Consider the following 22,353-nt stretch of genomic DNA (forward strand, 5'->3'; position numbering starts at 1 on the left):
GTTGACCTGCCACACCTCGTCGGTGATCGTTCGAGTAACGCATCGATCTTGGCCGGGGAAACATGGAGCATTTGATTGGTCTAGCTGGGGGTCAGCTCAAGATGGTCATGGGTTTGGCTATCGTGGTACTTGGGGGCTTTCGGTGGCTGATTGGGCGGAGAGATCTTCAGTTCGTCCGCCGACGCGAATTCCTTCAGTATTGGAAGAATCCGTGGGAACTCGACGCATTAAGTGTGGAGGTTCTATCGCGCCAGTTGTTCGGCGCCTATCTACCTGCAGCCGTGGTCAGAAGGGTGTGTGATCGATCTGGTGCTGAGGTTTGTCGGATGCTAGGTGATCTCGCCGACGTATGGAGCCTGGTTGAGTGGGATCAGAAAACCCAGCGGGTTAATTGGAAGGCCAAGGCGGCATCGGATACGAAGCGAGCGAAGTGGAATCTGGCCTTCTGGGCTATCTACTTCGTGTCAGCTTTCTCGGGAGCAATGATTCTTTTTGTGCTTATAGCCGGCTCCACCAACGTAAGCATTTCGGCTTCTGTTGCCTCTTCCTTGTGGGGCATCATCCTGATAGCCGTATCGGGCGTTGCCCTATGGCGAACCGACGCTTGGGCAGCGGCAGCGAGGCTTGGTGATGGCTTCTTGGAAGATGTGAACAGGCTGGCGGTAAGTGACAGAGAGGAGTCTCACCTTGGTCCTGGTCAGCGACTGCTGGCTGAAGCGAAGCATGCTGTGAGCGTTCCTAATGATGCTTCGGGAAAAATGCCTATGGAAAACCAATGATGTGCAATGGAATTCATTGACTTGGCAGTGCATTTCGAAGGTGATCTGAGCTGCAGGGACACTATCTCAGTGCAAGTCAGAGGCCGCGCACTCGAGCTCAAGACATGCAAAATGGAGCTTAACCGGGATTGGACACATAGTGGGGAGGGCTTTCCGCCTTGACCATCCGTGGACCGAACATCCGCGACCCGGATGCGGCGCGCTGCGCACGCCTTATCCGGGCCACGGATGTCCTGCGACGGGCATGACAAAAGACTATCTACACGAACTACACCTTCACTGTGTGGCAAACCGCCCCCGACGCCATGCCAGCCACACCACCGCAAGCCCGACCGCAAGGCAGACCACCATGCCGGGGAGCGATGCTTCAGGCCCGAAGGCACCACCAGTAAGCCATTCGGGCATCCCGACATTGGGCGTGCTATGCGCCATGGCCGGGCCAGGTTCGATGCCCGAAACGGCAGCGCCAAACACGTAGCCCTGGGTAAAGTTCCACGCCAGGTGTGCGCCGATGGAGACCCATATGCGCCCCGTCAGGGCATAGAACGCGCCCAGCATCACACCGGCTTCCAACGCTATACAGACAGCAGCAAATACCGTGGCGTTCGGGTTGGCAAGATGGCTGAGACCGAACACCGCGCATGACACGGCGAACGCAGTCCATGGACCGAACGCGCGCCACATCAGGCGCAACAGCACGGCGCGCATCATCAACTCTTCCACCACACCCGCCTGCAGTGCCTTGCGCAGTGGGGTCCATGCCGGGGCCGGGTCGATGGCCTGGATGTCGTAGAGGCCAAACACTGCCATGATGCCCATCACGGCAGAGAACATCGCCGCGCCGGTGAACAGGCCGAGGCCGAGCTGCGGGAGCATTGGACGCAGTGCAATCTCTGATGGGTTTCGCCTTTCTGCCAGCCGCACGGCCAACACATAGATACCAAGCGCGACCAAGGCACCGAGAAAGCTGACGACAAACTGCATCGGTTCATTGGTTTTGGGCCAGAACCCGCCGAAGAAGCGGGTGAACACACCGGTCGGAATGGCCACCAGGAAGAACAGTGGAATGGCCCAGCTGCAGGCACGCAGCCAACGTAACCTGCCTGGCTTCAGCACGCCGTGCTCGCCAAGCACGAGAGGTTGCGCCTTTTGTATGCCGACGCTGGGGAGGTCGAGGGACTGCGTCACTGCGTTCATGTGCGATTCCTTGTGTGTACTACGGCAGTAGAGGCGGTGGTGCGGGCGGGTGCGGCAGCTGCCGCGGCGATTCGGGCTGCAAAAGGACGCTGATTCAGTGCGGCGATGGCTTCGGAAAGCACAGCGGTTAGCGGGACTGACAACTCCGCATCGAGCTGCGTGGCCGCTGCATTGGTCGCGGCCCACTGGCGCTGGAGGGCCGGAACCATGTTCCGGGCCTTGGCAGTGAGTACGACGATGCGCTCGCGCGCATCGGTACCTGGCTTCAATGCCACGAGGCGCTGCTTGGCCATCTGCGCCACGGTCTGGCTAGCTGCGGAGTGAGAGATGCCCATCTCCTGCGCAAGGACCTTGATGGATGCAGGGCCGTGCCGCATGAGCACGCGCAGGACAGGGGTAAAGCGTGGCCGCCATTCCAGTCCCGAGGCTATGTAGACGGCCTCAAGGTCGCCATCCAGCTGCTCGAGCAGGTGGCGAACCAAGGTGCCAAGGGTAGGGGAAGGGGCGTCCATGTGGGAAATGTATAAGCCCTGTTATATATGCAACATGTGCTGGAAGTCATGGGCGACTCTGGAGGAGAGTCCGCCGCCGACGCCCCCCTGGTGTTGGGAAGGTGGGGGGGGCGTTTCGATCTGTCCACGCAACGCGTGCGTCAGTTCCCTCGCGGCATACCGGACACCCAAAGCGGACACCAGGGGCGACGGCTCAGCACCCTTTCGTCGGCGACCCGGGCGATTCATCCGCGGCTTCTGTGGCTTGGTCGCAAACGGGTTGCCACGCCCCCGCGCGGACGGCACCTTGCAGCAGCGATCACGTCGACCTGGAGCCCCGCATGACCCCCGTTGCCCTGTATTCGCCCGATCGCGCCCGCGGCTGGCTGCCCTGGGCTTGGCTGACGCCGATCCTGATGATCCTGTTCAACGCGGTACCGGTGATCGCGCTGGACGGGTGGATGCAGTCGCAGCATTGGTCGACGCCGAGCGGCGATCCGATCGGTCTCGCTGGCTTGCATGCGCTGCTGTGGATCGGCTTCGCGCCGACGCTGGTGGCCGTGCTCGCCTGGGTACGCTTCGTCGAAGGGCGCTCGCTGGCGAGTATCGGGCTGACCGGGCCGGCGCCGCTGAAGACTTTCCTGCGCGGACTGACCGTTGGATTCGGCACGATCGCGCTGGTCGTAGTCGCGATCTGGATGGCTGGCGGCATGCAGGCGGCGGGCGTGGGGCAGGCTTGGCGGTCGCCCGTCAGTCTGCTGCACATCGGTCTGCTGCTAGTGAGTTTCATGTTCCAGGCGAGCGTGGAGGAAGTCATCTTCCGCGGCTGGATGCTGTCGGTGGTGGCGCGCAAGACCAATGTCGCGGTGGCAGTGCTGCTGGTGTCGCTCGTATTCTGCTTCCTGCATTTCAGTCCGCACCAGCCGCCCCGGGTCATGCTCGGTACGTTCCTGTTCTCGCTGTTCGCCTGCGCCTGGGCGCTGAAGACCGGCACTATCTGGGGCGTGATGGGCTGGCACGCGGGGTGGAACTGGTTGCTTGCAACCGGCTTCGAGCTGCCCGTCACCGGCATGGATGCGCACTTGCCGGCGCTGCTGGTGGCGCTTCGCCCGCAAGGCCTCGACGCCCTGACCGGTGGCGCGCAAGGGCCGGAAGGCAGTTACCTGTGCAGCGTCTTCTTCGTCGCCGCGATCGCGTGGATCCAGTGGCGAAAGACGCGCAAAGCTGATTGCCCACCTCCCCGGCAGGTTCTCCCCGGTTGAATGGTGCTACAGCCTCCCGGGGGCTCACCGGCGGCGTGGTGTGGCCAGACAGAACGCATCGCTCTATGGACTGCCTGTTTCCCTACAGGCTCCAATCGATCCGCATGCCAGCAATCAGCGCATTCGGCAGGTCGCGCTGGCGTGCCGGTTCGTCGAACTGGTCAGGATGCATGACGTAGTGCAGGTTCGGCGCGATGCGAAGCTGCGTGGTGAGCTGGATGCCATAGCTCAACTCCATCATCACCTGGCTATCGTGCGGGGTGCCGCTGCCACCGGCCGCGGCGCGGGCCAGGCGCAGGTTTTCCAAGGCGATGGCACTGTATTTCTGCTGGGTGACGACAAAGGCGATGGTGTCCTGCGGTCGGCTGGCAAACGTGCCTTTCTGCACCAGGCCGGCCTGCAGGAAGTGATCTTCGATCAACTGGCCGGACGTGCCCTTGAGCGCGGCGCCAAAGATGGTCAGGCCGCGGCCGTCGCCGTCGCCGGTGAGCTGTTGCTCGACGCGGGCGAACGCACCTGAACGGCCGTGGCCGGTCGTGTAGTCCTGGCCGCTGAGCAGCGCCGGGATGCCGCTGGCGTCGCGCAGCGGATCGCGGTAGTTCGAGTTGTCCTGCCAGCCGCCGAGTTCATACCTTGCCTTCAATCGCGCCGACGCCGGGCTGCGCCAGCCGATCGCGTACGGCATGACCCAGCCGGTGGCCTGGTTCGTACTCCATTTCAGGCCGTGCTGGCCCTCCTCGGCCTGGCTCGGATCGACCTGGTAAGCGCCGACGCGCACGTAGACATCGGGCGTCACCCAGGCGGTTACATCGGCCATCCAACTCGATACCGGCCACCAGGTGAAATTGCTGGTGCGGAACACGTAGGTCGGGTTGCCGCAGGCCGAGTTGCCCTGGAAGTACTGGCACAGCTCGGAGCCGAGGAAATGGATGTTGGCCACGCTGCGGCCGGCTTCCAGCACCAGACGATCGTCGAGCAGCTTCTGCTCGAGTGTGAGGTTGGCCAGGCGGGTGCCCTGGCCACCATAGATTTCCTGCACCGAGGTGCTGTTGCCGGTGCTGCTCCTGGCGAGGTTGGTGCCATGGCGGTTGATGCCGTAGGCCTTGATCGTCGCCCCCCGCCAGCCGAACGCGGCATCCAGGTTCACGTCGGCGCCGAGCATCAACTGGCCGGCATAGGCCGTTCCGCTGCGCTTGCCACCGTCGAGTGTGGCGGCAGCTTCGCCGGTGTAGGCAAGTTTGGGGACGAAGACTTCGCTTGCATCGGCGGCTGTCGCCAGCGACGGCAGGGCCACCAGGGTCGCGACCAGCAACAGGCGGCGGCGGGAAGGGCAGGTCATGCGGGGCTCCTTGTGCAGGGCGTAGGTCGCCTGGCCCCTGCGTGTGCAGGGACCCGCGGATAAGTGTGGGGACGACAGAATCAGGCCGCGGACGTGACCGGCTTCTTGAGGACTCGCAGCGCAACCGCGGTGACCGCGACACCGGCCAGCAGCGCCAGCACGTAGATACCAAGGTGGGTGACCGCGTTCGGGATCGGCAGCACAAACACACCGCCGTGCGGCACCTTCAGTTCGATGCCAGCGGCCATCGAGATCGCGCCGGCCACGGCAGAGCCGAGGATCAGCGCCGGAATGGTGCGCAGCGGATCACGCGCGGCGTAGGGGATCGCACCTTCGGTAACGAAGCTGAGGCCAAGCACGCCGGCGGCACCGGCAGTGCCGCGTTCCTCGGCAGTGAAGCGGTTGCTGAACAGCCACGTTGCCAGTGCAATGCCCAGCGGCGGCGTCATGCCACCGATCGTCGTCGCCGCCATCGGCGTGTAGACCTGGCTGGAAATCAGCGCGGTGGAGAACGCATAGGAGGCCTTGTTGACCGGCCCGCCCATGTCCACCGCCATCATCCCGCCCAGCAGCAGGCCGAGCAGGATCGCGCTGCTGCCCTGCATGCCGCGCAGCCAGTCGGTCAGCCAGGCCAGCAGGCCAGCGACCGGCGTGCCGATCACATACATCATCAACAGGCCGACCAGGAGCGTGCCCAGCACGGGCAGGATCAGCACGGGCTTCAGGCCTTCCAGGCTGCGCGGCAGGCGCAGCGCACGGTTGATCCAATACACGCCGTAGCCGGCGATGAAGCCGGCGAGGATGCCGCCGATGAAGCCTGCGTCCATGTTGACCGCAACCAGCCCGCCGATCATGCCTGGCGCGATGCCGGGACGGTCCGCGATGGAGTAGGCGATGTAACCGGCCAGTGCGGGCACCATCAGCATGAAGCCGGACTTGGCGCCGATCTGGAACAGCGACCAAGCAAGCGTGCCCTTGTGTGCATCGTCGAAGGCGTAGATGCCGCCGAGTGCGAACGCCAGTGCGATCAGTAGGCCGCCGGCGGTGACGAACGGCAGCATGAACGACACGCCGGTCATCAGGTGCTTGTAGGGGCCGGTGGCCTTGGTCTTTTCGGTTGTGCGGCCGGCAGCGACCGCACCGGCCTGCACGCCGGCCTCGGCCATCGCCTTGCGGATCAGGTTCTGGCCGTCGTTGATCGCCGACTTGGTACCGCTTTTGAACAGCCGCTTGCCGGCGAAGCGCGACAGATCGACTTCGCGGTCGGCAGCGATCAGCACCAGGTCGGCGGCGGCGATTTCCTCGTCACTCAACGCATCCTGTGCGCCCACCGAGCCCTGGGTTTCCACCCGGATCACGTGGCCCAACGCCTTGGCGGCCTGCTGCAGGCCCTCGGCCGCCATGAAGGTGTGGGCGATGCCGGTGGGGCAGGAGGTAACGGCGACGATGTGCTTGCCGGCGTTCGCAGTGGAAGTGCTCGCCGCCGCGACAGCCAACGGCGCCAGTGCGGCGAGCGGGTCGTCCAGCACTTCACCGAGGCTGGCGCGCACGATGCCGGCATTGCCGAAGCGGGCCGTGTCGGCCTCGCCGTCGCCCACCAACAGCAGCTGTGTCGCGGCGGCGGCATGTGCGGCGGGCAAGGCGTCGGTCACGCCCTGGTCGCTGCGGATTTCGATCACCAGTTCGAGCCCACGCTGGCGGGCAGCGCGGCGCAGCGCTTCTGCGGCGAGAACCGCCTCAATGCTGCGTTCGCCTGCGGCGATGACGACGATGGAAGGGTGCATGGAAACTCCTGGAATTCTTCGGGTTCGTGCTTGCAGGAGATACCGCCGATGACCCACGGCCACCAGCAGTCACTCCGGCGGTGGTTTCAATCCAACCGCTCGATCAGTACATCGCCGGTCCACTCGCGCACCTGCGCCGGATCCAGCTGTCGCGCATCCCCGCTTTCCAGCCGGCTCATCGAGAACGCTGTCGCCAGTCGGGCGCAGTTGGCCAGGTTGAAGGCTGGTTCCAGCAGTGCGGCGGCGATACCGGCAACCATGGCGTCACCCGCGCCGACCGAGCTGCCCTGGGCCAACCGCGCCGGTCGCGCGACCACTGCGCCACTGCGATCGATGAACAACGCACCGTCGGTGCCCATTGAGATCGCCACCAGCGCGACCCCGCGTTCGATCAGGCGCTGGCCGGCCACCCGCAGAGCACTGCGATCGGGCAGCGGCCTGCCGACCCACGTCTCAAGCTCGTGGCGATTGGGCTTGGCCGCGTAAGGCAGTGCGCCCTGCATGCCGCCCAAGGCGGCAACAAGCGCGTCGCCGCTGGTATCCAGCAGCACGCGCGCGCCAGCGGCGACGGCCTGCGCCTGCAGTCGCGCCCACGCATCGGCCGGCAGCCCCGAGGGCAGGCTGCCGGACAGCACCACCGGCAGGTCTGGTGCAAGCAGGTCGGCCAGCGCACGGGACACCGCGTCCAGATCGGCGCTGCCCAGCGGCAGGCCAGGCAGATTGATGTCGGTGGTCTCGCTGCTGCCTTCTTCCACCAGTTTGATGTTGGTGCGGGTCCGGCCCGGTACGCGCACGCAGCCGTCGGCGATGCCACGAGCCGAGAACAGCGTGCGGAACACGCCGTCGTTACCGTCGCCGAGCACGCCCAGGGCGGTCGTCGGCACGCCCCAGTCGGCCAGGCAGGCGGCAACGTTGATGCCCTTGCCGCCAGCGTCGTCACGGCTGCTGCGGGCGCGGTGCACGTGGCCCGGTTGCAGGCGCGCCAGCCGCACGGTCTGGTCGATCGCCGGGTTCAGGGTGATGGTGACGGCGTGGGCACTCATGTCCGCGCTCCGTCCAGGGCACGCACCTGCTCGGCGGTTTCGCAGTCCAGTGCTGTACTGGCCAATGCCCGCAGATCGGCAAGCGCGGTGCTGCGCAGGCGCGCCTTCACCGCCGGGATATCGTTCGGGGTCATGGATAGTTCGTCCACGCCAAGACCGGCCAGCAGCCCCGCACCGAACGGATCGCCGGCCAGACCGCCACAGACGCCGACCCAGCGTCCGTGCGCGCGCGCGCCCTCGACGGTGGCGCGGATCGCGCGCAGCACTGCCGGGTGCAGACTGTCGGCCTCGGCGGCGAGTTCCGGGTTCTGGCGGTCGATCGCCAGAACGTACTGGGTCAGGTCATTGGTGCCGATCGAGAAGAAGTCGGCGTGGCGTGCCAGCACGTCGCTCTGCGCAGCGGCGGCCGGCACTTCGATCATGATGCCGACCGGTACTTCCGGCGCATCAAGCTCGGTGCGCAAGCGCTCGCAGATGGCGCGCAATGTGATCAGCTCGGGCACCGAGGTGATCATCGGGAACATGATCGACAGCCGCGCACCGTCCTTCGCCGCGCGGTACAGCGCACGTAGCTGCGGTTCCAGCAGATCGGGGCGGCGCAGCAGCAGGCGCGCGCCACGCACGCCAAGGAACGGATTCTCCTCGTGCGGCAGTTCCAGGTGGGCCACCTGCTTGTCGCCGCCGATGTCGAGCGCGCGTACGATCAGCGGGCGGCCGTCCAACGCCTTCGCCATGGCCACATAGGTGGCGTACTGTTCGTCCTCGCTTGGCGTGCTGCCGCGTTCGAGGAACAGGAACTCGGTGCGCATCAGGCCGACGCCTTCCGCGCCCTGTTCAAGCGCCAGCGGCACCTGCTCGGGCAGGTTGACGTTGGCGCCGATGTCGATGCGGTGGCCATCGGGGGTCTGCGCAGGCTGTGCGCGTTGCGCCGCTTCGCGTTCGCGGATCTGCTGCTGTTCGGCGATCCAGACGCGTGCCGAGGACAGGTCGGCCGGGGATGGAGACAAATAGAGCCGACCACTGCTGCCGTCGATGATCGCCTCGCTGCCTGCGCTGATCGCGAGCAGTTCCTTGCCACCGGCCACCAGCGCCGGCAGCCCCAGCGTGCGCGAGAGGATCGCGGTGTGCGAGGTCGGCCCGCCCTGTGCGGTGGCGAGGCCGAGCACGCGGCGGGTGTCGAGGTTGGCGGTATCCGATGGCGACAGATCGGCCGCGAGCAGGATGCACGGTTGCGCCGGCAGGTCATCAAGGCCGCCGCCGGCCGCAGACGGGTCGAGCTGGGCCAGGACCCGCCGGCCGACGTCACGCAGGTCGGCCGCGCGCCCGGCCAGTACCGGGTTGCCCAGCGCCGCCAGCCCACAGGCGATCTGTTCGATTGCCTGATGCCACGACCAGGCCACGCCATGGCCTTCGACCATCAGCTGGCAGGTTCGGGTAATCAGATCGGTGTCGTCGAGCAGCGCGGCCTGTGCCTTGAAGATTGCCGCATCGGAGGCGCCGAGGCGGCGCTGGGTGTCGTCCTGCAGCGCGGCCAGCTGCTGGCGGGTACGGCCGAGCGCATCCTGCAGGCGCGCCCCGCCTTCGCCGAGCGGGGCGGGGCGGTCGGCGACTTCGGCATGCGCGCTGGCCAGTACATGCACTGGGCCGATGGCCAGCCCGGGGCTGGCGCCGATGCCGACGATCGCCGCCTGCACTTCAGGCGGATTCCAGCCAGCGACCTGCGTAGCCTTGCGCTGCGCAGCGCGCTCCGCATCAGCCTTTTCCTGGGCCACCAGCCCCTCCATGACCTTGCGCAGCGCCGCCAGCAGTGCTGGCGCATCGCTCCCTTCGGCAGACACACTGACCGCGTCGCCATGGCGCAGACCGAGTTGCAGCAGCGCGACCAGGCTTTTGGCATCAGCCGCCTGATCACCCGCACGTACCTGGGCGCGGGCCGCGAAGCTGCGCGCGGTCTCGGCCCAGCGCGTGGCGGGGCGGGCATGCAGGCCGTTGGGGTAGGCAATGGTCCAGTCGAAACGTTCGGCCAGGTCGGCTGCCGGCGCACCTGCAGCGGTGATCGCCGCGTCGCCGGCCAGCGCCGCTACGATCTCGCTCGCGTCGCTGGTGCTGAACATGCGCTGCAGCGTGGCCTCATCCTGGATCAGCCGGGTCAGTCGGCGCAGCAGGGTGATGTGGGTATCGGACTGGGCGGCGATGCCGACCACCAGCCGGGTGACCTGGCCCGGGTTCCATTCCACGCCCTCCGGCACCTGCAGCACCGCGATGCCGTCACGACGAACCAGGTGGCGGTCTTCGCCAAGGCCGTGCGGAATTGCCACGCCGTGTCCGAGGAAAGTATCTGCCAGCTGCTCGCGGCGGCCCATGCTGGCCTCGTAGCCAGGGGCGACGCAGCCGGCGGCCACCAGCATCTGCGCCGCTTGGGCGATGGCGTCGGCCTTGTCGCGGGCCCGTACGCCCAGGCGGATCAGTTCCCGGCTGACGGGGGAGGTGGGGGGCAGGGAAGGCAAGGCAGGCTCCAGGAGCGTTGTGCTGGTATGTATTGGGAACGTTCCCACTTCAAATTTCAATGTGCACTGCACAAAAGTTCATTGCGCGTTTGCGGTTAGCATGGCTTGGCAGGGCCGATTGGCCAGAAATGGCGCCATTTTCCGGGAACGTTTCCAATGAGCATCAGCATCAATGACGTCGCGCGCGTGGCAGGCGTGTCCAAATCCACGGTGTCGCGGGCGCTGAGTGGCGGCCCGGTCAGCGAGGAGGTGCGCGGCCGGGTCGAGGTGGCGATCCGCCAGACAGGCTATCGCCCCAACCTGCAGGCGCGGCGGCTGCGTTCCCGGCATACCGGCATCATCGGGGTGATCGTGGCAGACATCCGCAACCCGTTCTTCACGGCGCTGATCCGCGCGGTGGAGGAGGTCGCCTATCGCGAAGGTTTGCGTGTCACCCTCTGCAACACCGACGAGGACCCCGAGCGTGAGGCGCTGTACCTGCACCTGATGCAGGAAGAGCGGATCAGCGGGCTGATCTTCGCGCCGACCCGGACCACGCTGGGCCGGCTGGAGCGGCTGACGCTGGACCATCCCACCGTGCTGGTGGATCGCGCCGTGCGCGGCGGGGCGATCGACAGCGTGGTGCTTGATAACCCGGCGGCGATGGCCGGGCTGGTCGAACACCTGGTCGAACGCGGCTATCGCCGCATCGGCGGTCTGTTCGGCAGTACCAGCACAACCGCGGCCGAGCGCCGCGATGGCTATCTCTCTGCGATGCGCGCGCACGGATTGGAGCCGGACTACCGGGAAGTCGAGCCCACGGCGGAAGCTGCCATCGCCACGACCAGCCAGTGGCTGGCGAGCCCGTCGCGGCCTGACGCGCTGGTCGCCAGCAACAGCCTGCTACTGATGGGGGCACTGAAGGCGGCACGCAGTGCGGAACTGACGATTCCAGGAGCGCTGGCGTTGGCAGGATTCGACAACGAACGTTGGACCGAACTGGTCGAACCGGGTATCACCGTGGTGGAACAGCCGGTCGAAGAGATGGGACGAGCAGCGATGTCGCTGTTGCTCGAGCGTCTGCGCACCCCCGAGCTGCCGGTGCGCAGACTGGTGATGACGGGAAGATACGTGATGCGGGGATCGACGGCGGGGAAGTAAGCCGAGCTCTCGCGATGGAATGAGTGACGAGAGTATGGAGCCGGAACGAGCTGGAAAGATTAGGGGGCGTTATCGGGGGTGAATAAGCCTTCGCTTCGAACCCCTATTGACGCAGGTATGGCATTGAGAGCAGATGTTGTCTTGCTGGTTGCAGCGCGTAGTCTCTTGACTGAATTGTGGCTCGCCAGCTAGCCAGGTTCTGGTCATGTGGAGGGAGCAAATAGATCAGCTTTTACCGGGCTTGAGATCAATCGAGACGGCCGCACGGAGTGTGTCTTGCTCTTCTTTGCTGAGTCCAGCGAGTACTTCCATCAACTCGGCTTGGCGCGGCTGGCCGATCGTCATACGATACAAGCTCGTAGCTTCCACGAGCTGCTGCAGCTTCCCGACCTCGCGGCTGAATGGGAGCATCGGAACGAGGCGCTTGATTTGTGCCTCACCGTCATAGATCCAGTGGGGTCGTAGGCCGCCATCGCTGCTCTTTTTATCGGTCGCCAACGCAAAGAGGCCTTCCCAAGGATCGGTTGAGGTCAAGATCGCAGGGTCGTGCGCAAAGCGCGCAGCAACGTTCTTCCGCACGGCGTGGTTCTTGTAACGATGGACGCGCCCTTCGCGTTGTTCGAGATCGACCGGATTGCCGGGAAGGTTCCAATGGACGATCGCGTGGGCGTAGTAGTGGAAGTCCAGCCCTTCTTGTCCAACCGAGGTCGACACCAGTACGAATGGGCGGAATGGAGAGTTGAACGCGTTGCGCACCGCAACCGGGTTCTCTCCCTCGGCAGTGGCCCCACGCGCTTGGCCGTAACGCATGGCGAAGTGTGATCGAAGCGCGTGTGACCTGGCCTCTCCCGTACGGCGGATTCGATCATAGAAGTCGCTGAAGCTTCGCCCATCGTTGAGGCGCAACACTTCCGATGCCAATGCAGCCATATCTTTTAATGGCGTGTCCGACGCCTTGTTAAGCCGACATTGGTCGGGGATGAGGTGGAACCACTCGTCAAGCACGCTGCCAAGCCCGCCTTCGGCACAGTGGACCAGGAGCTTCTTCCAGTGGTCGAACCTTACTGGAACGCTTGACTCGACAATCGCCTGCGCTTCGGCAGCGTTGAAGAAGCTGGTGAACGCCCAGGCAATGGAAGCCGTGGAAGCCCGCAGGGCGTGAGCGGTGACATCGGTGTCGAACCGGCTGCGTTGCCGCCTTATCGCTCGAAGTGCACAGATGGCAGGGCCTGCGATTGCCAGGTCGGTGAGCCAACGTACGAGATCGCTTGGCCAAGGGCCCCATGTGTCGGGCGATCCCGCAACCTCGACCAGACGCGCCCAATGCTCTCGAAATGCCTGGGAGTCCCTTTCGGTGCCGATCCAGTGCTCGGCGGTGAGCTCGGCCAGGTCGGGGTCAAGCCAAAGTTGTGCGGCGGAGTACCAGATGCTGCGCCCGGCGCCCGATGGCGGTGCCATCGAAAGCAGCGGCGCAAGTCGCGCCTCTAGAACCTCGGTGACGTGTCTGCGCAACGCAGCGAGCGAGAGTGGCACTGTTTCGCCGAGGGCACTCGCGACGGCGAGCGGGTCTCCGATATCAGCGAGGTACTTGCATGGCAGGAGCAGGGCGAACCAGCCGGTGAAGTTATCCATCGCTGTTCCGCGCAGCGTTGTGAGGTCGAACGGGCGTGAGCCTTCGCGCACCTTGTTGTATGACGGGCGTTCGGTCTGGCCCGACGCAACACGTCCGTGTCTGCGCTCGAACTCATAGGAGGTGAGGGCGGCAACGGATTTCGGCACCACGCTCCAACTTGAGAAAATCAATCGCTTTGTAAGGGCAGCGCCCGTTGCGTACCGTCCGCCCAGCTGCGTCTGCGGCAGCGCGGGCGGCACCCACAGCACATCGAATGCGGAAGCCGCGTCCAGGTCTTCAAGCAGCCAGCGGAGCCGCCCGTTGCGAGGATCGATGTGCCGGTATTGGTTGACATCCTTGTACGTCAACATGTGCTTTCCCTGGAGCGCGCCTTGCAGTTCTGTGCTCTGTGGAAGCTGTTGCTGCAAGCGTCTTTTTGCAGCGTACTCATCCATGAAGTTAAACAGATACGGGGCCGACTTCCAGTACTCAATCATCGACGGGATGTCGGCCAGTGCCTGAGCTGCCTTGTCGACCGCTACAAAAGAATCCACATCAGCAGGTGTAACGGTGCAGGGGATGTCGGGCGGGCTGATGTCAAGCATTCCGTCACGATCCGGTGTTGCGGCCAAACGCTCTGTGCGGACCATCACACTGCGGAGTATCGACTGGGCCTTGTCGCGGGCTGATGCAAGGCGCTCTGGATCGCGATGCCCGAGTATTCCTGTCCGCAACGCACCCAGGGAGCGACGTAGTTCCGTCAGTTCCGGCTCGCGCCCTTCGCCAAGCAAAAACTTCACCGTGCGGCCGAATCCCTCGAAGTGACTTTCGTCATCCTCGGGGTTGGTCAGCATCTTGTACGGGGTTGCAGACAGCAGAAGCACGCGTGCCGTGGGATGCTTGAGCAGCTGGCTGGCCAGCTCGGCATCCTCGCCTTTGCCGTCCAATAGATGGCTGAAGCGTTGGAACTCATCGAGGATGACCAGGTCCGGGCTCAGTTGGTCGATACAGACCTCAGCGAGCAGACGACGCAAGTCAGCAAGCAGTTTTCGCCCGCGCATGTCGTCGTATGCTCGGCGTCCATCCGAGATGAATGTGAACTCTTTCCCAAGCTTGTTTGCACGTATTTTTTGGCCGAACTTCGTAACCACCGAACGGGGCGGATCGAACTCGGCAAGCGCATCGAGCTCGTTCCGAAAGCGACTTTCCGACGCGCGCCCCCTGAAGATCTGCAGCGCTCGGTCGCGTGCGAGCAGTTCAGCCCAGCCCACTGCATGGTCCTTGACAAGCGTCCACAACATTGCGCGCTCACCGACCCGGCCTGCACTGTCTCCGAGTTGGAAGGATGTGCCAGGCGTAAAGGCGACCACATTGACCTTCCCCAGGTTGGCCAGGGTGGTGGGCAACATCGTCAGCCGGTCGGCGGTGCGGATGGGCTCCTCTTCGGTCGTGAGTACGTTCAAGTCCCGAAGATTCTGCCGGGCGATCTGGCTGTTTGAGCAGATATAGATCACGTCGATGCGCTTGACGGACCTGTCGTCCCAGAGGCGTCGGATCGTCTCGGCGACGGTTGCCCGGGCGATCTTGGTCTTGCCAAGGCCCACTTCGTCGGCGACGAGGAAGCGTCGCTGGTTGCGCTCGTACATCGCGTCAATCACCGCTGCGGCGGTATCGAGCTGAAACTGTTTGAGGCCCTCGGTGGCTTGATTCAGCACCTCAGCCGGAAGGGCACCGCGACGACTCATGCGATCACACGCTTGCGGGACGCATAGACCGCATCCCACAGCAGTTTGAAGTCGGCAGGGACGATCGCGTCGAACTGCGGATCGCGGCCGAGAACATCAAGTGTCTGTCCAAGTGATGTGAGTTGCTCTGGATTGCGGGAGGCGGTGGTGAGCAGATCCTCCAATATCCGGTCGACACCAATACCTGGGAGCCAGGATTCGCCCGGATCGTGCTCGCTCCCCGCCGTTCGCGTGAAGCCGCCCGTGTCGTAGCCGAGCAGCGCTGCGAGATATCGCATGAAGTCTTCCCGTGAGCGAATGGCTCTTGCGAGCACAGACTTGCGGCGATCCTCCGGATCACCGTGGATGTTGGCCCTGACCAACACCGTGCGGCTGGCACCTTCGCTCGACAAGTTCATGACAACAAATGGGGTGAGTTCCTCGACTGCGAGACTGGTCCATGCGGCCGGTCCGTTCTGCACCGGCATTGCGCGCGCCTTCGGGAGACTCAGCAGCCGGGCCGATACGTTGACCATGGACGCAGGATTGAAGCCGGTGATGGTCAGCTGCGCCGTCCAGCCACCTGGGTGTTCCTCACAGCGGATGTCACACGACGAAGAGGCGAGGTCGTAGGCATGTTGTGCCATTGAGTCGATACCCTCCTCAGGATCGACCTCGCCGCCATCGCCAGGCAGCTCATGAGGTTCAACCAACCAGCTGAGGTCATCCTTGCGCCCCTTCTGTGCGAGAACGCACTCGACACCGACGTCCTGGACAGAACCGGTCAGCTCGACGAGCAGATCGACGTTGGTACTGAACGCGGCGTCGGTAAGGTTGGCTGACCCTAGCCAAACGGTTGCCCGAGCACCGTGATCCTGCACGTAGAACTTGGCATGCAACCCCTTCAGCGATGGCGCCTCGACGCCGGTGTCGTCGGACGCGCCGGGACCGCCGTCCAGTGCTTCAAGGTCGTCCTGCGCGCTCAGCAGTGCATCCTTGAGTCGGTATACCTCGTGAACCGATGCCAGGGCCGTGGCCTGCGCATCCAGCGCACCCTGTCGCGACGCGATCACCTTCCGCTTTGCGCCAGGCTTGAAGAAGCGCGCTGCAGCGCCACCGGTGAGAAACGGCGAAACGGCCAGGGCAGCGTCGTACCTGGACCGGAATGGCCAAGACCGGGCACCGGGAAGGAAGGGGACAAACTTGCCACTTGCGAACGGGGCCGGTAACGCAAGCGAGGCGGTGCCGACACTCGACAACATCGAGGTGAGAAGCTTCTCCTGCGCGCTCGTCATCGAGCGCACGGCCATTCCGCGCAATTCTCCAAGCAGTTCGAGCAGTCCGCTCGTGTCTACAGCCCCGTCGGCATCAGGGTCCTCATCAAGCCTGACCAGGACGTCCCATGCGCGGTCGAAGGTCAGGTTCCGACTCATCACGAGCACGCGATGCAGATAGCTGTCGCCCTTCTTGAAGCGAATGACCCACAGCTTTGGATGAAACAGGCCGCCCTCGGGCCGGCGGACCTCGACCACGGTGTCTTCGATGAGCGTGTGTGCGGCTCGGTACCGGGCCGGCACGCTGATGGCACCGGCCTGACAGAACAGGATTGTCCGATCGGCATAGCGACGGACGGTCTCGAGCAGGTTGGCAGGCTCGTGCGCATCCTGGCGTTCGAAGCTTGCCGCGACCGGGATCGACAACAGCGCAGTGAGATCGAGCGTGAAGGAGGTGCCGAGGGCAGCATCTATCGACATCCCCTGCGGCGGTTGAAGCGCGTTGAGGAGAAGAGCAGTCTCGTTCAGGCGCAGCATCAGTCAGCTTCCTTCGTCGCGGTATTGGCTTCTTCAATGATCTTGGTACGCGGGGTGCCCAGCCCTGAATGGATGTCGCAGAGGATTTGAGCTGCCGGGGACCAGTTGTACTTGAACCGGAAGTAGCCCGAGCCGCCGCCCCAGCCCCGCAATCGCTCGTAGGGTTCCAGCAGCCGGGCGCGTCCTGGCTTGATCGTTCGTTCGCGTTCGGCGATGTGCGCGTGTGCTTGGTCGTCAGTCAGAAGGTCCGAAGAAGTTGTCACGAGTTGCTGCCATCGCTGCGCGAACTTCAGTGTGGAACGCCACCGCAACCGCGCGGCGGGCGCTGCCTCGATTGCCGCGAATCGTCTTTGCGCCCAGGCATCCAGTTCATGCAGGAGATTGGCTCTCGGCGGTTCCATCTCGATCTGTGCACGCCACTGACCCATTGCAATCCGGTACTTGTCCAACAACGTGTCGCGATCCGCTCCCATGTCCGGGCGATGGTGCGCACACAGGTAGTTGTAGAGAATGCGCGCCCCGAACAACAGCTGGTCAACATCGCGACCCAACCACATCGCTTCGGCGGTACGTGCCGGGAACTGATCCGCCAGCGGGTGATTCCACGCGTACGCCAGACCCGATACCCACGGCCGGTGGGAATCGGGTCCGCCCTTGTCCAGCAGCCAGCTGGTGAGTGATCGCTCGTCGCGTGGGGCTTTGTCGGATGCCAGGAACCGCTCCCTCAGCCACTCGGCTTCATCCGGACTCAGCGTGAATCCATCGTACTTGGGTGACTCGGCGGGGTACTCGGCCCATAGTCCGGACATCGCTTGCTGCTCGGCATCCTCTTCTGAGTGGAGGATCGACTTCTGGGCGTGCGCGGCGTTGTATGTCGCCAGCGCACGGTAGTAGTCCCAGAGCGAACCGGTGCCGCGGTAGATATCCAGTTGGCGCAGTAAGCCCCAGTAGCTGCTGCTCGGAAGCTGCTTGGTTTCCGAGCCGGTGGTGTAGCCGATGATGCCCCGACTGCGAAGACCATCGTCTTTGTAGCGCTGGCGCAGGGATTTGATGCGCTGTCCTTCGGCCCTTCTTCCTTCCTCGGCCAGGGCATCGACGGTCTTCGATGCCAGTCGCGATAGGTCACGCGGCAGGAACAGGAGGTACTTCGCCCGAGTGTGCAGCACGGTGTGGCCTGGAAACAGCGCGTCCGAGATCAGATCGCGGATGTTTCCGGTCCCAAGTTCGTCAACCGTACCCTGCTGGGAGAGCGCGTTAAGGAACAGCTGTGTTCGTTGCTGCTGCGTCTGATCGAAGCTCAACCACGCGATTTGGCTTACCACAGCTCCCCCCGTGCGTTCTTGAACGGAAGTTTACGTGAACCGTCATCCATGAGCTCAGGGAATCTGCGGTGCCTCCCTTTCTTCGCTATCAGGACGGCGCGCTGTCTCCCTTCGGGGACACGGGAAGCTTCTCTATGCTGCGCGCTAGGTAGTGTGCGGATAAAGCCTGCCGAGCGCAGATGCTGGGGTAGGGATGCGAGGCTCGTTTTGGGTATGCGGCGTATGAGGTACATCAACATTGACAGTTAGATTCGGTAGAAAGCTCTTCTGGCCCATACCTTTTCGAATTCGCGCCCGTGCCAAGCCAGCAGGAAGATAAGGGATGTTTATCGAGGGTAGGGTAGCGGCTTAAGGTCGAAGCGGGAATTCTCCGTGCTCCATGCGATCAGCTTGGACACCAACGGCAACGCAGGGGCTTCACCCTTGGATTGGGGAAAGGGTTTAGTGCCAAGCCTCTTTCCTCAAGGCATGAAACACACGGAAGGATCGTTGTCGTACATGGCGAGAGTCTCTTCGAAGAACGGCATCCATGTGCTGCTGATCAGGTCACGCGCGAACATGTTGGTGTGGCCGAGGAGTGATACCTCGACCTGGCGCAGACGTGGGTGCCTACCGACAAATCCTCTGGCGCCCGCACGCCCATACCCGTATACGGATGGCATCACGCGGACCCAGGCATCGTTCGAGGAGAACGTGTTCAGCATGGCTGTGACCTTTCCTTGACCGATTAGGCCGGGCCAATCGAATTTACGATCAACAATGGAGCCGGTAAAGATGACGCCGCAGAAGCGCTCGTTGAGCCCCCCCATGTCCCTCAGGTAGCGGGCGAACACGTAGCTCCCCAGCGAGTGGGCGAAGATGCAGATCGGACCCCGATGGACAATGCGCACTTCGTTGAGCCAAAGGCGGAACTCCTGCACAAGGTGGTCTAGCCGCCATGGATTCACCAGCGTTGTCACGGATTCACGGCCATACACAAAAGGGGCGAATCCCCAACCCGTATGCGTCGCCATCAGAGAGAAAAAGTGCAACCATGGCGCATGAGTCCTGATCCCGTGGATCGGGATGATTAGCCCCTTCCTGCGCTCTACATTGATCTGCACTCTGTTCATATAAGACTGCAGCGCCGGTTCCACCAGTGAAGGCGCGTGCAGCGGAACATGCAGATCGCTCACCCCAGGGTCCAATTTGATGTGGACCAGATTCGCGCGCACCCCTGCCTTGGACCGGCCCAACAGGTACAAGAACGCACTGGCCAGATCCTTCTGCGATTCGGCAAGGAACTGGATATCGAAGCGGACATCTGTATAGAACAGTGCCTCGGACACCCTCTGGATGCTTGCAGAATTCCTGAAGAAGATCAGCATGTCGATGTCCCGCGGATCGGGAGTGCTCTCATCGGCGAACGATCCGCCGACCACAATCGACGTAGCGCCGTTTCGCTTCGCCAGGTCGTGAAGATTGCGGAACGGCTCGGCATATCGCTGGCGGGGGTCGCCGTCGTCGTCTTTCCTGCAATACCGGCTGAGGAATTCATCGCGCGTGATCTGCGCGATGGGAGCGGATGCCCCAAGATTCGTTGCGTGCATGCTTGCTCCCATCAACCGTAGAAATATGCTGCCAGCGCAGCCGGGTACTGCTTGCCGAGAGTAACGTGCCGCGTGAGGCCGGCCTTCTTGTTCAGTTCGTCCGCCAAACAGCCGACGGAACGATGGAAGCGGCGAATCCTGGCTGGGCCGAGGGCGTATCGGGCCTCACAGGAAGTTACGAATTTATCGATCAGCATCATCATCTTTTCGTTGACCGGATTGACGACCAAAATTGTCCTATCGGAGTCACTGGTTCTGAAAGAGAAATGGTGTGTCGCTTGGTTGCGCATGTTCTTCAGCGTCCGAACGATGTGCAGGAGATCCGTCGGGACAAGCCTGCTGTCTTTGCATAGTTCGATCTTGTCGTTGAAGCTCAACTCCGTTGCCGCGCTGGCTTTGGCTGCACCGCCGTCGGTAATAATCCTGTGGAGCATGCCCTCGATATGTGTGGCGTGTGCGATGATGTCTGCCCGACATTGGAACGATGCTGACGTTGGTCCATTCGGCAGGGCCTGTACCGTAGCAAGCGCGCTTTCGTCATTGAAGATCGGTAGCTGCAGGCGAACGAAATGCGGGAGTTTCAAGTTCTCAATCTGAAGGCCGCTGTTAAGCGTCTGACCCAGTGCTAAAGAGTACTCCTTTGTATACTGGGCGATCCACGCCAAGTTGTTAATGCTTTCCCAGAAACTGTGGAATGGATAGCTGGCGATAACGTGAGGGGAATCATCCTCAAAGAAGTACTCCAAATCGCCCGGTATTGAAGTTCCGGCGAGCCGCTCGACCAGGGCCCGGACATGCTCCGAAGATAGTTCGCAGCTGGCGATCGTCTCGTTCTGGCCTTTCAGCCGCGGCCTATATAGCGTACTGATTTGACCCGGCCTGGTTACATCCACCAAAGCCTTTAGGCGATAGTTCTCTGGTATTTCCATTCCCTTGGCTTCCTTGTTGTAAGCGACACTGAAACACCTGCCGGTGCCTACTTATCGGCTGCGCTCTAGTAGTCTTTAGCGAGGGAGGAGGGCGCTGGCGCTCAGGATACGTCGCCGTCAGTGAGCGGTTTGAGCGCCTTGCGCATAGTGCTCACTGATAGCCGGCCCTCGCACTTTTTCACCGCGACGGCGGCAATAAGCCTTGCTTCGGTGGAGCTCATCTTGAAACCGAAGTGTTTCCAAGGTAAACGGCGTGCGAGAACCAAACCGATGCCATCAACCTTGTTGGCGATCACGACTTCAGCGGGATGAACGGTGCGATGCCCCGGTTGGGTGCCATCAACATCTAGGAAGGGGCCTTTGAAGACGCGAGTAGGACAGTAAGCTGTGGCCCCCTTCAATGTGACCCCGTGGCTCAAAGCCTCCCTCCTGAACTTCGCCGCCGCACGCCTCTCTTCCCTGTCCAGGTGGCGCTCATACCCGAAGATTCGAAGTGACGCAGCGGCATCACTATTGAGCCATTCGGTAAGACTTGGCAGTTCGGTAGAGGTCGCGTATGGATTAGCCTTTGACTTCACGGCGACCTTCTTCAGTTCAATATCCGAAAGTTCCTCAGCTACGACCTTGTAGCGCTTCTGCGCCGCTGCGAACTCGGCGTCACTGGCGGCGAACACGCCGTTGATGCGACGAATCCGAGTTAGTTCCGCCTGGATGCGACGGTACAGCGACTTGTCGTTCAACTCGGCCATCAGGTCGCAGGCCCCGTCCAGTCCCTTCTGGGTGAAGTTGGAACTGCCGATAATCACGGTACAGGGGGATGCCAGCGCCCACTTGTGATGGAGGCTGTCACTGATACGGAAGTCGACAATGAAGTCCAGCGTCGGCAGCTGCAGTGCTAGCTTGCGCCCCGCTTCTATGAAATCCGGTGATGTGAAGCCGCTCTGGGTACCGACGATGAAGGTGACTTTGCGATTCTGCCGGGCGAGCGCCCTCAGCAGATCGATTTGCTGATGCGAGACGCCGAACGCAGATGCGATCGTCAGTTCACGGCCATGGATGCCCTGCAGGGCCTGCAGGTACGTGGTTCCACTGTGTCCATTGAAGATAAGGCAGGCGCTTGGCATAGGTTCTAATAAGACGACTAGTGGCTGGCAGTATGTATCTTCAGGTTGGATCCGATGCAAACTGTTAGTATCGAGAGCAACTACCGGAGTGTCGCAGCCCCATTGATCCTCCCGCCAGGCCTCCGCTAGCACTGACGCGTTCGGCGGCTGAGAGGACGGGCCTCCGAATACGCCTACCACAGATCGAAGTGGACGCGTTAATTGTCTCTTGTTCCGGCATTCTGCCGTGAACGTGATTGGTGGGGTATGCCCCCTCTAACACACAGCATCAAAGCCTTGAGATAGGAGCAGCATAAGCTGAGAGAGCTTTGTCTTGTGATCGAAGACCTGCCGAGAGCGAACGTTGGGCGGGGTAGTAGATTAGGAAGATTTGTCAAGGGTACGGTGGAAATTCCGCTTTTGGCCATGAATTCAACCTGTCGACGCAACACACTGAAGACTAAATACCGGCAGCAGGACTGTTGCGAATGGAGCGCAGGCGCGGGATCTGCTATAGCGACGCCGAGAGGGCTCTGATGTGGAACCGGTTGCGACGAGGCGAATCGCTTCGTCAAATTGCAGCTATATTTGACCGTAACCACGGCTCGGCTCGCGCGGTACTGCCAAAGTTCGGAGGCATCCTGCCAGCTCCGCGCCGACGATCAGAGCGCATAAATCTCCGGGAGTGTGGCTGTCGGTGAGTCCATGCGCGCCGTAGCGA

General features: G+C 62.9%; 15 protein-coding genes. 3 read left to right on the forward strand and 12 right to left on the reverse strand.

Annotated elements, in window-relative coordinates:
• Positions 1-62 precede the first annotated feature (62 nt).
• The gene (locus tag ABE464_RS02965) at positions 63-779 is read left to right on the forward strand and encodes a hypothetical protein (protein WP_346470650.1); all 717 of its coding nucleotides are present in this window, start codon (positions 63-65) and stop codon (positions 777-779) included.
• 276 nt (positions 780-1,055) lie between these two features.
• On the opposite strand, the gene ABE464_RS02970 is transcribed toward ABE464_RS02965, so the two are convergent.
• Positions 1,056-1,976, reverse strand: coding sequence for a type II CAAX endopeptidase family protein (locus ABE464_RS02970; protein WP_346470651.1), 921 nt, complete (start codon positions 1,974-1,976; stop codon positions 1,056-1,058).
• Positions 1,973-2,488: a helix-turn-helix domain-containing protein gene (locus ABE464_RS02975; RefSeq protein ID WP_346470652.1), complete on the reverse strand. Its 516-nt coding sequence runs from the start codon at positions 2,486-2,488 to the stop codon at positions 1,973-1,975. Before ABE464_RS02975 ends, ABE464_RS02970 begins: the two co-directional genes overlap by 4 nt.
• A 320-nt stretch (positions 2,489-2,808) precedes the next feature.
• Here ABE464_RS02975 and ABE464_RS02980 point away from each other — a divergent pair, with 320 nt between their 5' ends.
• On the forward strand, positions 2,809-3,729 hold the full coding sequence (locus ABE464_RS02980; protein WP_346470653.1) for a type II CAAX endopeptidase family protein: 921 nt from the start codon (positions 2,809-2,811) through the stop codon (positions 3,727-3,729).
• Between the two features lie 82 nt (positions 3,730-3,811).
• Here the strand turns inward: ABE464_RS02980 and ABE464_RS02985 are convergent, their stop codons facing one another.
• The 4 genes from ABE464_RS02985 to ptsP all read right to left on the reverse strand — a co-directional run bounded on the left by ABE464_RS02985 (position 3,812) and on the right by ptsP (position 10,393).
• The gene (locus ABE464_RS02985; protein ID WP_346470654.1) at positions 3,812-5,068 is read right to left on the reverse strand and encodes a carbohydrate porin; all 1,257 of its coding nucleotides are present in this window, start codon (positions 5,066-5,068) and stop codon (positions 3,812-3,814) included.
• 80 nt (positions 5,069-5,148) lie between these two features.
• The gene (locus ABE464_RS02990; protein ID WP_346470655.1) at positions 5,149-6,852 is read right to left on the reverse strand and encodes a fructose-specific PTS transporter subunit EIIC; all 1,704 of its coding nucleotides are present in this window, start codon (positions 6,850-6,852) and stop codon (positions 5,149-5,151) included.
• A gap of 86 nt (positions 6,853-6,938) precedes the next feature.
• A complete protein-coding gene (locus ABE464_RS02995; RefSeq protein WP_320490904.1) occupies positions 6,939-7,895 on the reverse strand; it encodes a 1-phosphofructokinase family hexose kinase in 957 nt (318 codons plus the stop codon).
• Positions 7,892-10,393 (reverse strand): phosphoenolpyruvate--protein phosphotransferase, encoded by a 2,502-nt coding sequence (gene ptsP / locus ABE464_RS03000; protein ID WP_346470699.1) that lies wholly within the window; start codon positions 10,391-10,393, stop codon positions 7,892-7,894. Before ptsP ends, ABE464_RS02995 begins: the two co-directional genes overlap by 4 nt.
• Positions 10,394-10,558: 165 nt before the next feature.
• Between ptsP and ABE464_RS03005 the strand changes: the two genes are divergently transcribed.
• Positions 10,559-11,542, forward strand: a complete 984-nt coding sequence (locus ABE464_RS03005) for a LacI family DNA-binding transcriptional regulator (protein ID WP_346470656.1) — start codon at positions 10,559-10,561, stop codon at positions 11,540-11,542.
• Between the two features lie 225 nt (positions 11,543-11,767).
• Here the strand turns inward: ABE464_RS03005 and ABE464_RS03010 are convergent, their stop codons facing one another.
• The 6 genes from ABE464_RS03010 to ABE464_RS03035 form a co-directional block, all read right to left on the reverse strand.
• Positions 11,768-14,899 carry a helicase-related protein gene (locus ABE464_RS03010; RefSeq protein ID WP_346470657.1) on the reverse strand — a complete coding sequence of 1,044 codons (3,132 nt, stop codon included), beginning with the start codon at positions 14,897-14,899 and terminating at the stop codon, positions 11,768-11,770.
• Entirely contained in the window at positions 14,896-16,689 is a 1,794-nt protein-coding gene (locus ABE464_RS03015) for a hypothetical protein (RefSeq protein WP_346470658.1), read from the reverse strand. The genes ABE464_RS03010 and ABE464_RS03015 overlap by 4 nt, the downstream gene beginning before the upstream one ends.
• On the reverse strand, positions 16,689-18,011 hold the full coding sequence (locus ABE464_RS03020) for a DUF6361 family protein (protein WP_346470659.1): 1,323 nt from the start codon (positions 18,009-18,011) through the stop codon (positions 16,689-16,691). Before ABE464_RS03020 ends, ABE464_RS03015 begins: the two co-directional genes overlap by 1 nt.
• 461 nt (positions 18,012-18,472) lie before the next feature.
• Positions 18,473-19,600, reverse strand: a complete 1,128-nt coding sequence (locus ABE464_RS03025; protein ID WP_346470660.1) for a hypothetical protein — start codon at positions 19,598-19,600, stop codon at positions 18,473-18,475.
• Between the two features lie 11 nt (positions 19,601-19,611).
• On the reverse strand, positions 19,612-20,529 hold the full coding sequence (locus tag ABE464_RS03030) for a hypothetical protein (RefSeq protein WP_346470661.1): 918 nt from the start codon (positions 20,527-20,529) through the stop codon (positions 19,612-19,614).
• A gap of 101 nt (positions 20,530-20,630) precedes the next feature.
• Complete coding sequence (locus tag ABE464_RS03035) at positions 20,631-21,653, reverse strand: phospholipase D-like domain-containing protein (RefSeq protein ID WP_346470662.1); 1,023 nt, start codon at positions 21,651-21,653, stop codon at positions 20,631-20,633.
• Between the last annotated feature and the right edge of the window lie 700 nt (positions 21,654-22,353).

This window comes from Stenotrophomonas sp. TWI587, from assembly GCF_039674145.1.
Classification (GTDB): domain Bacteria; phylum Pseudomonadota; class Gammaproteobacteria; order Xanthomonadales; family Xanthomonadaceae; genus Stenotrophomonas; species Stenotrophomonas maltophilia_AY.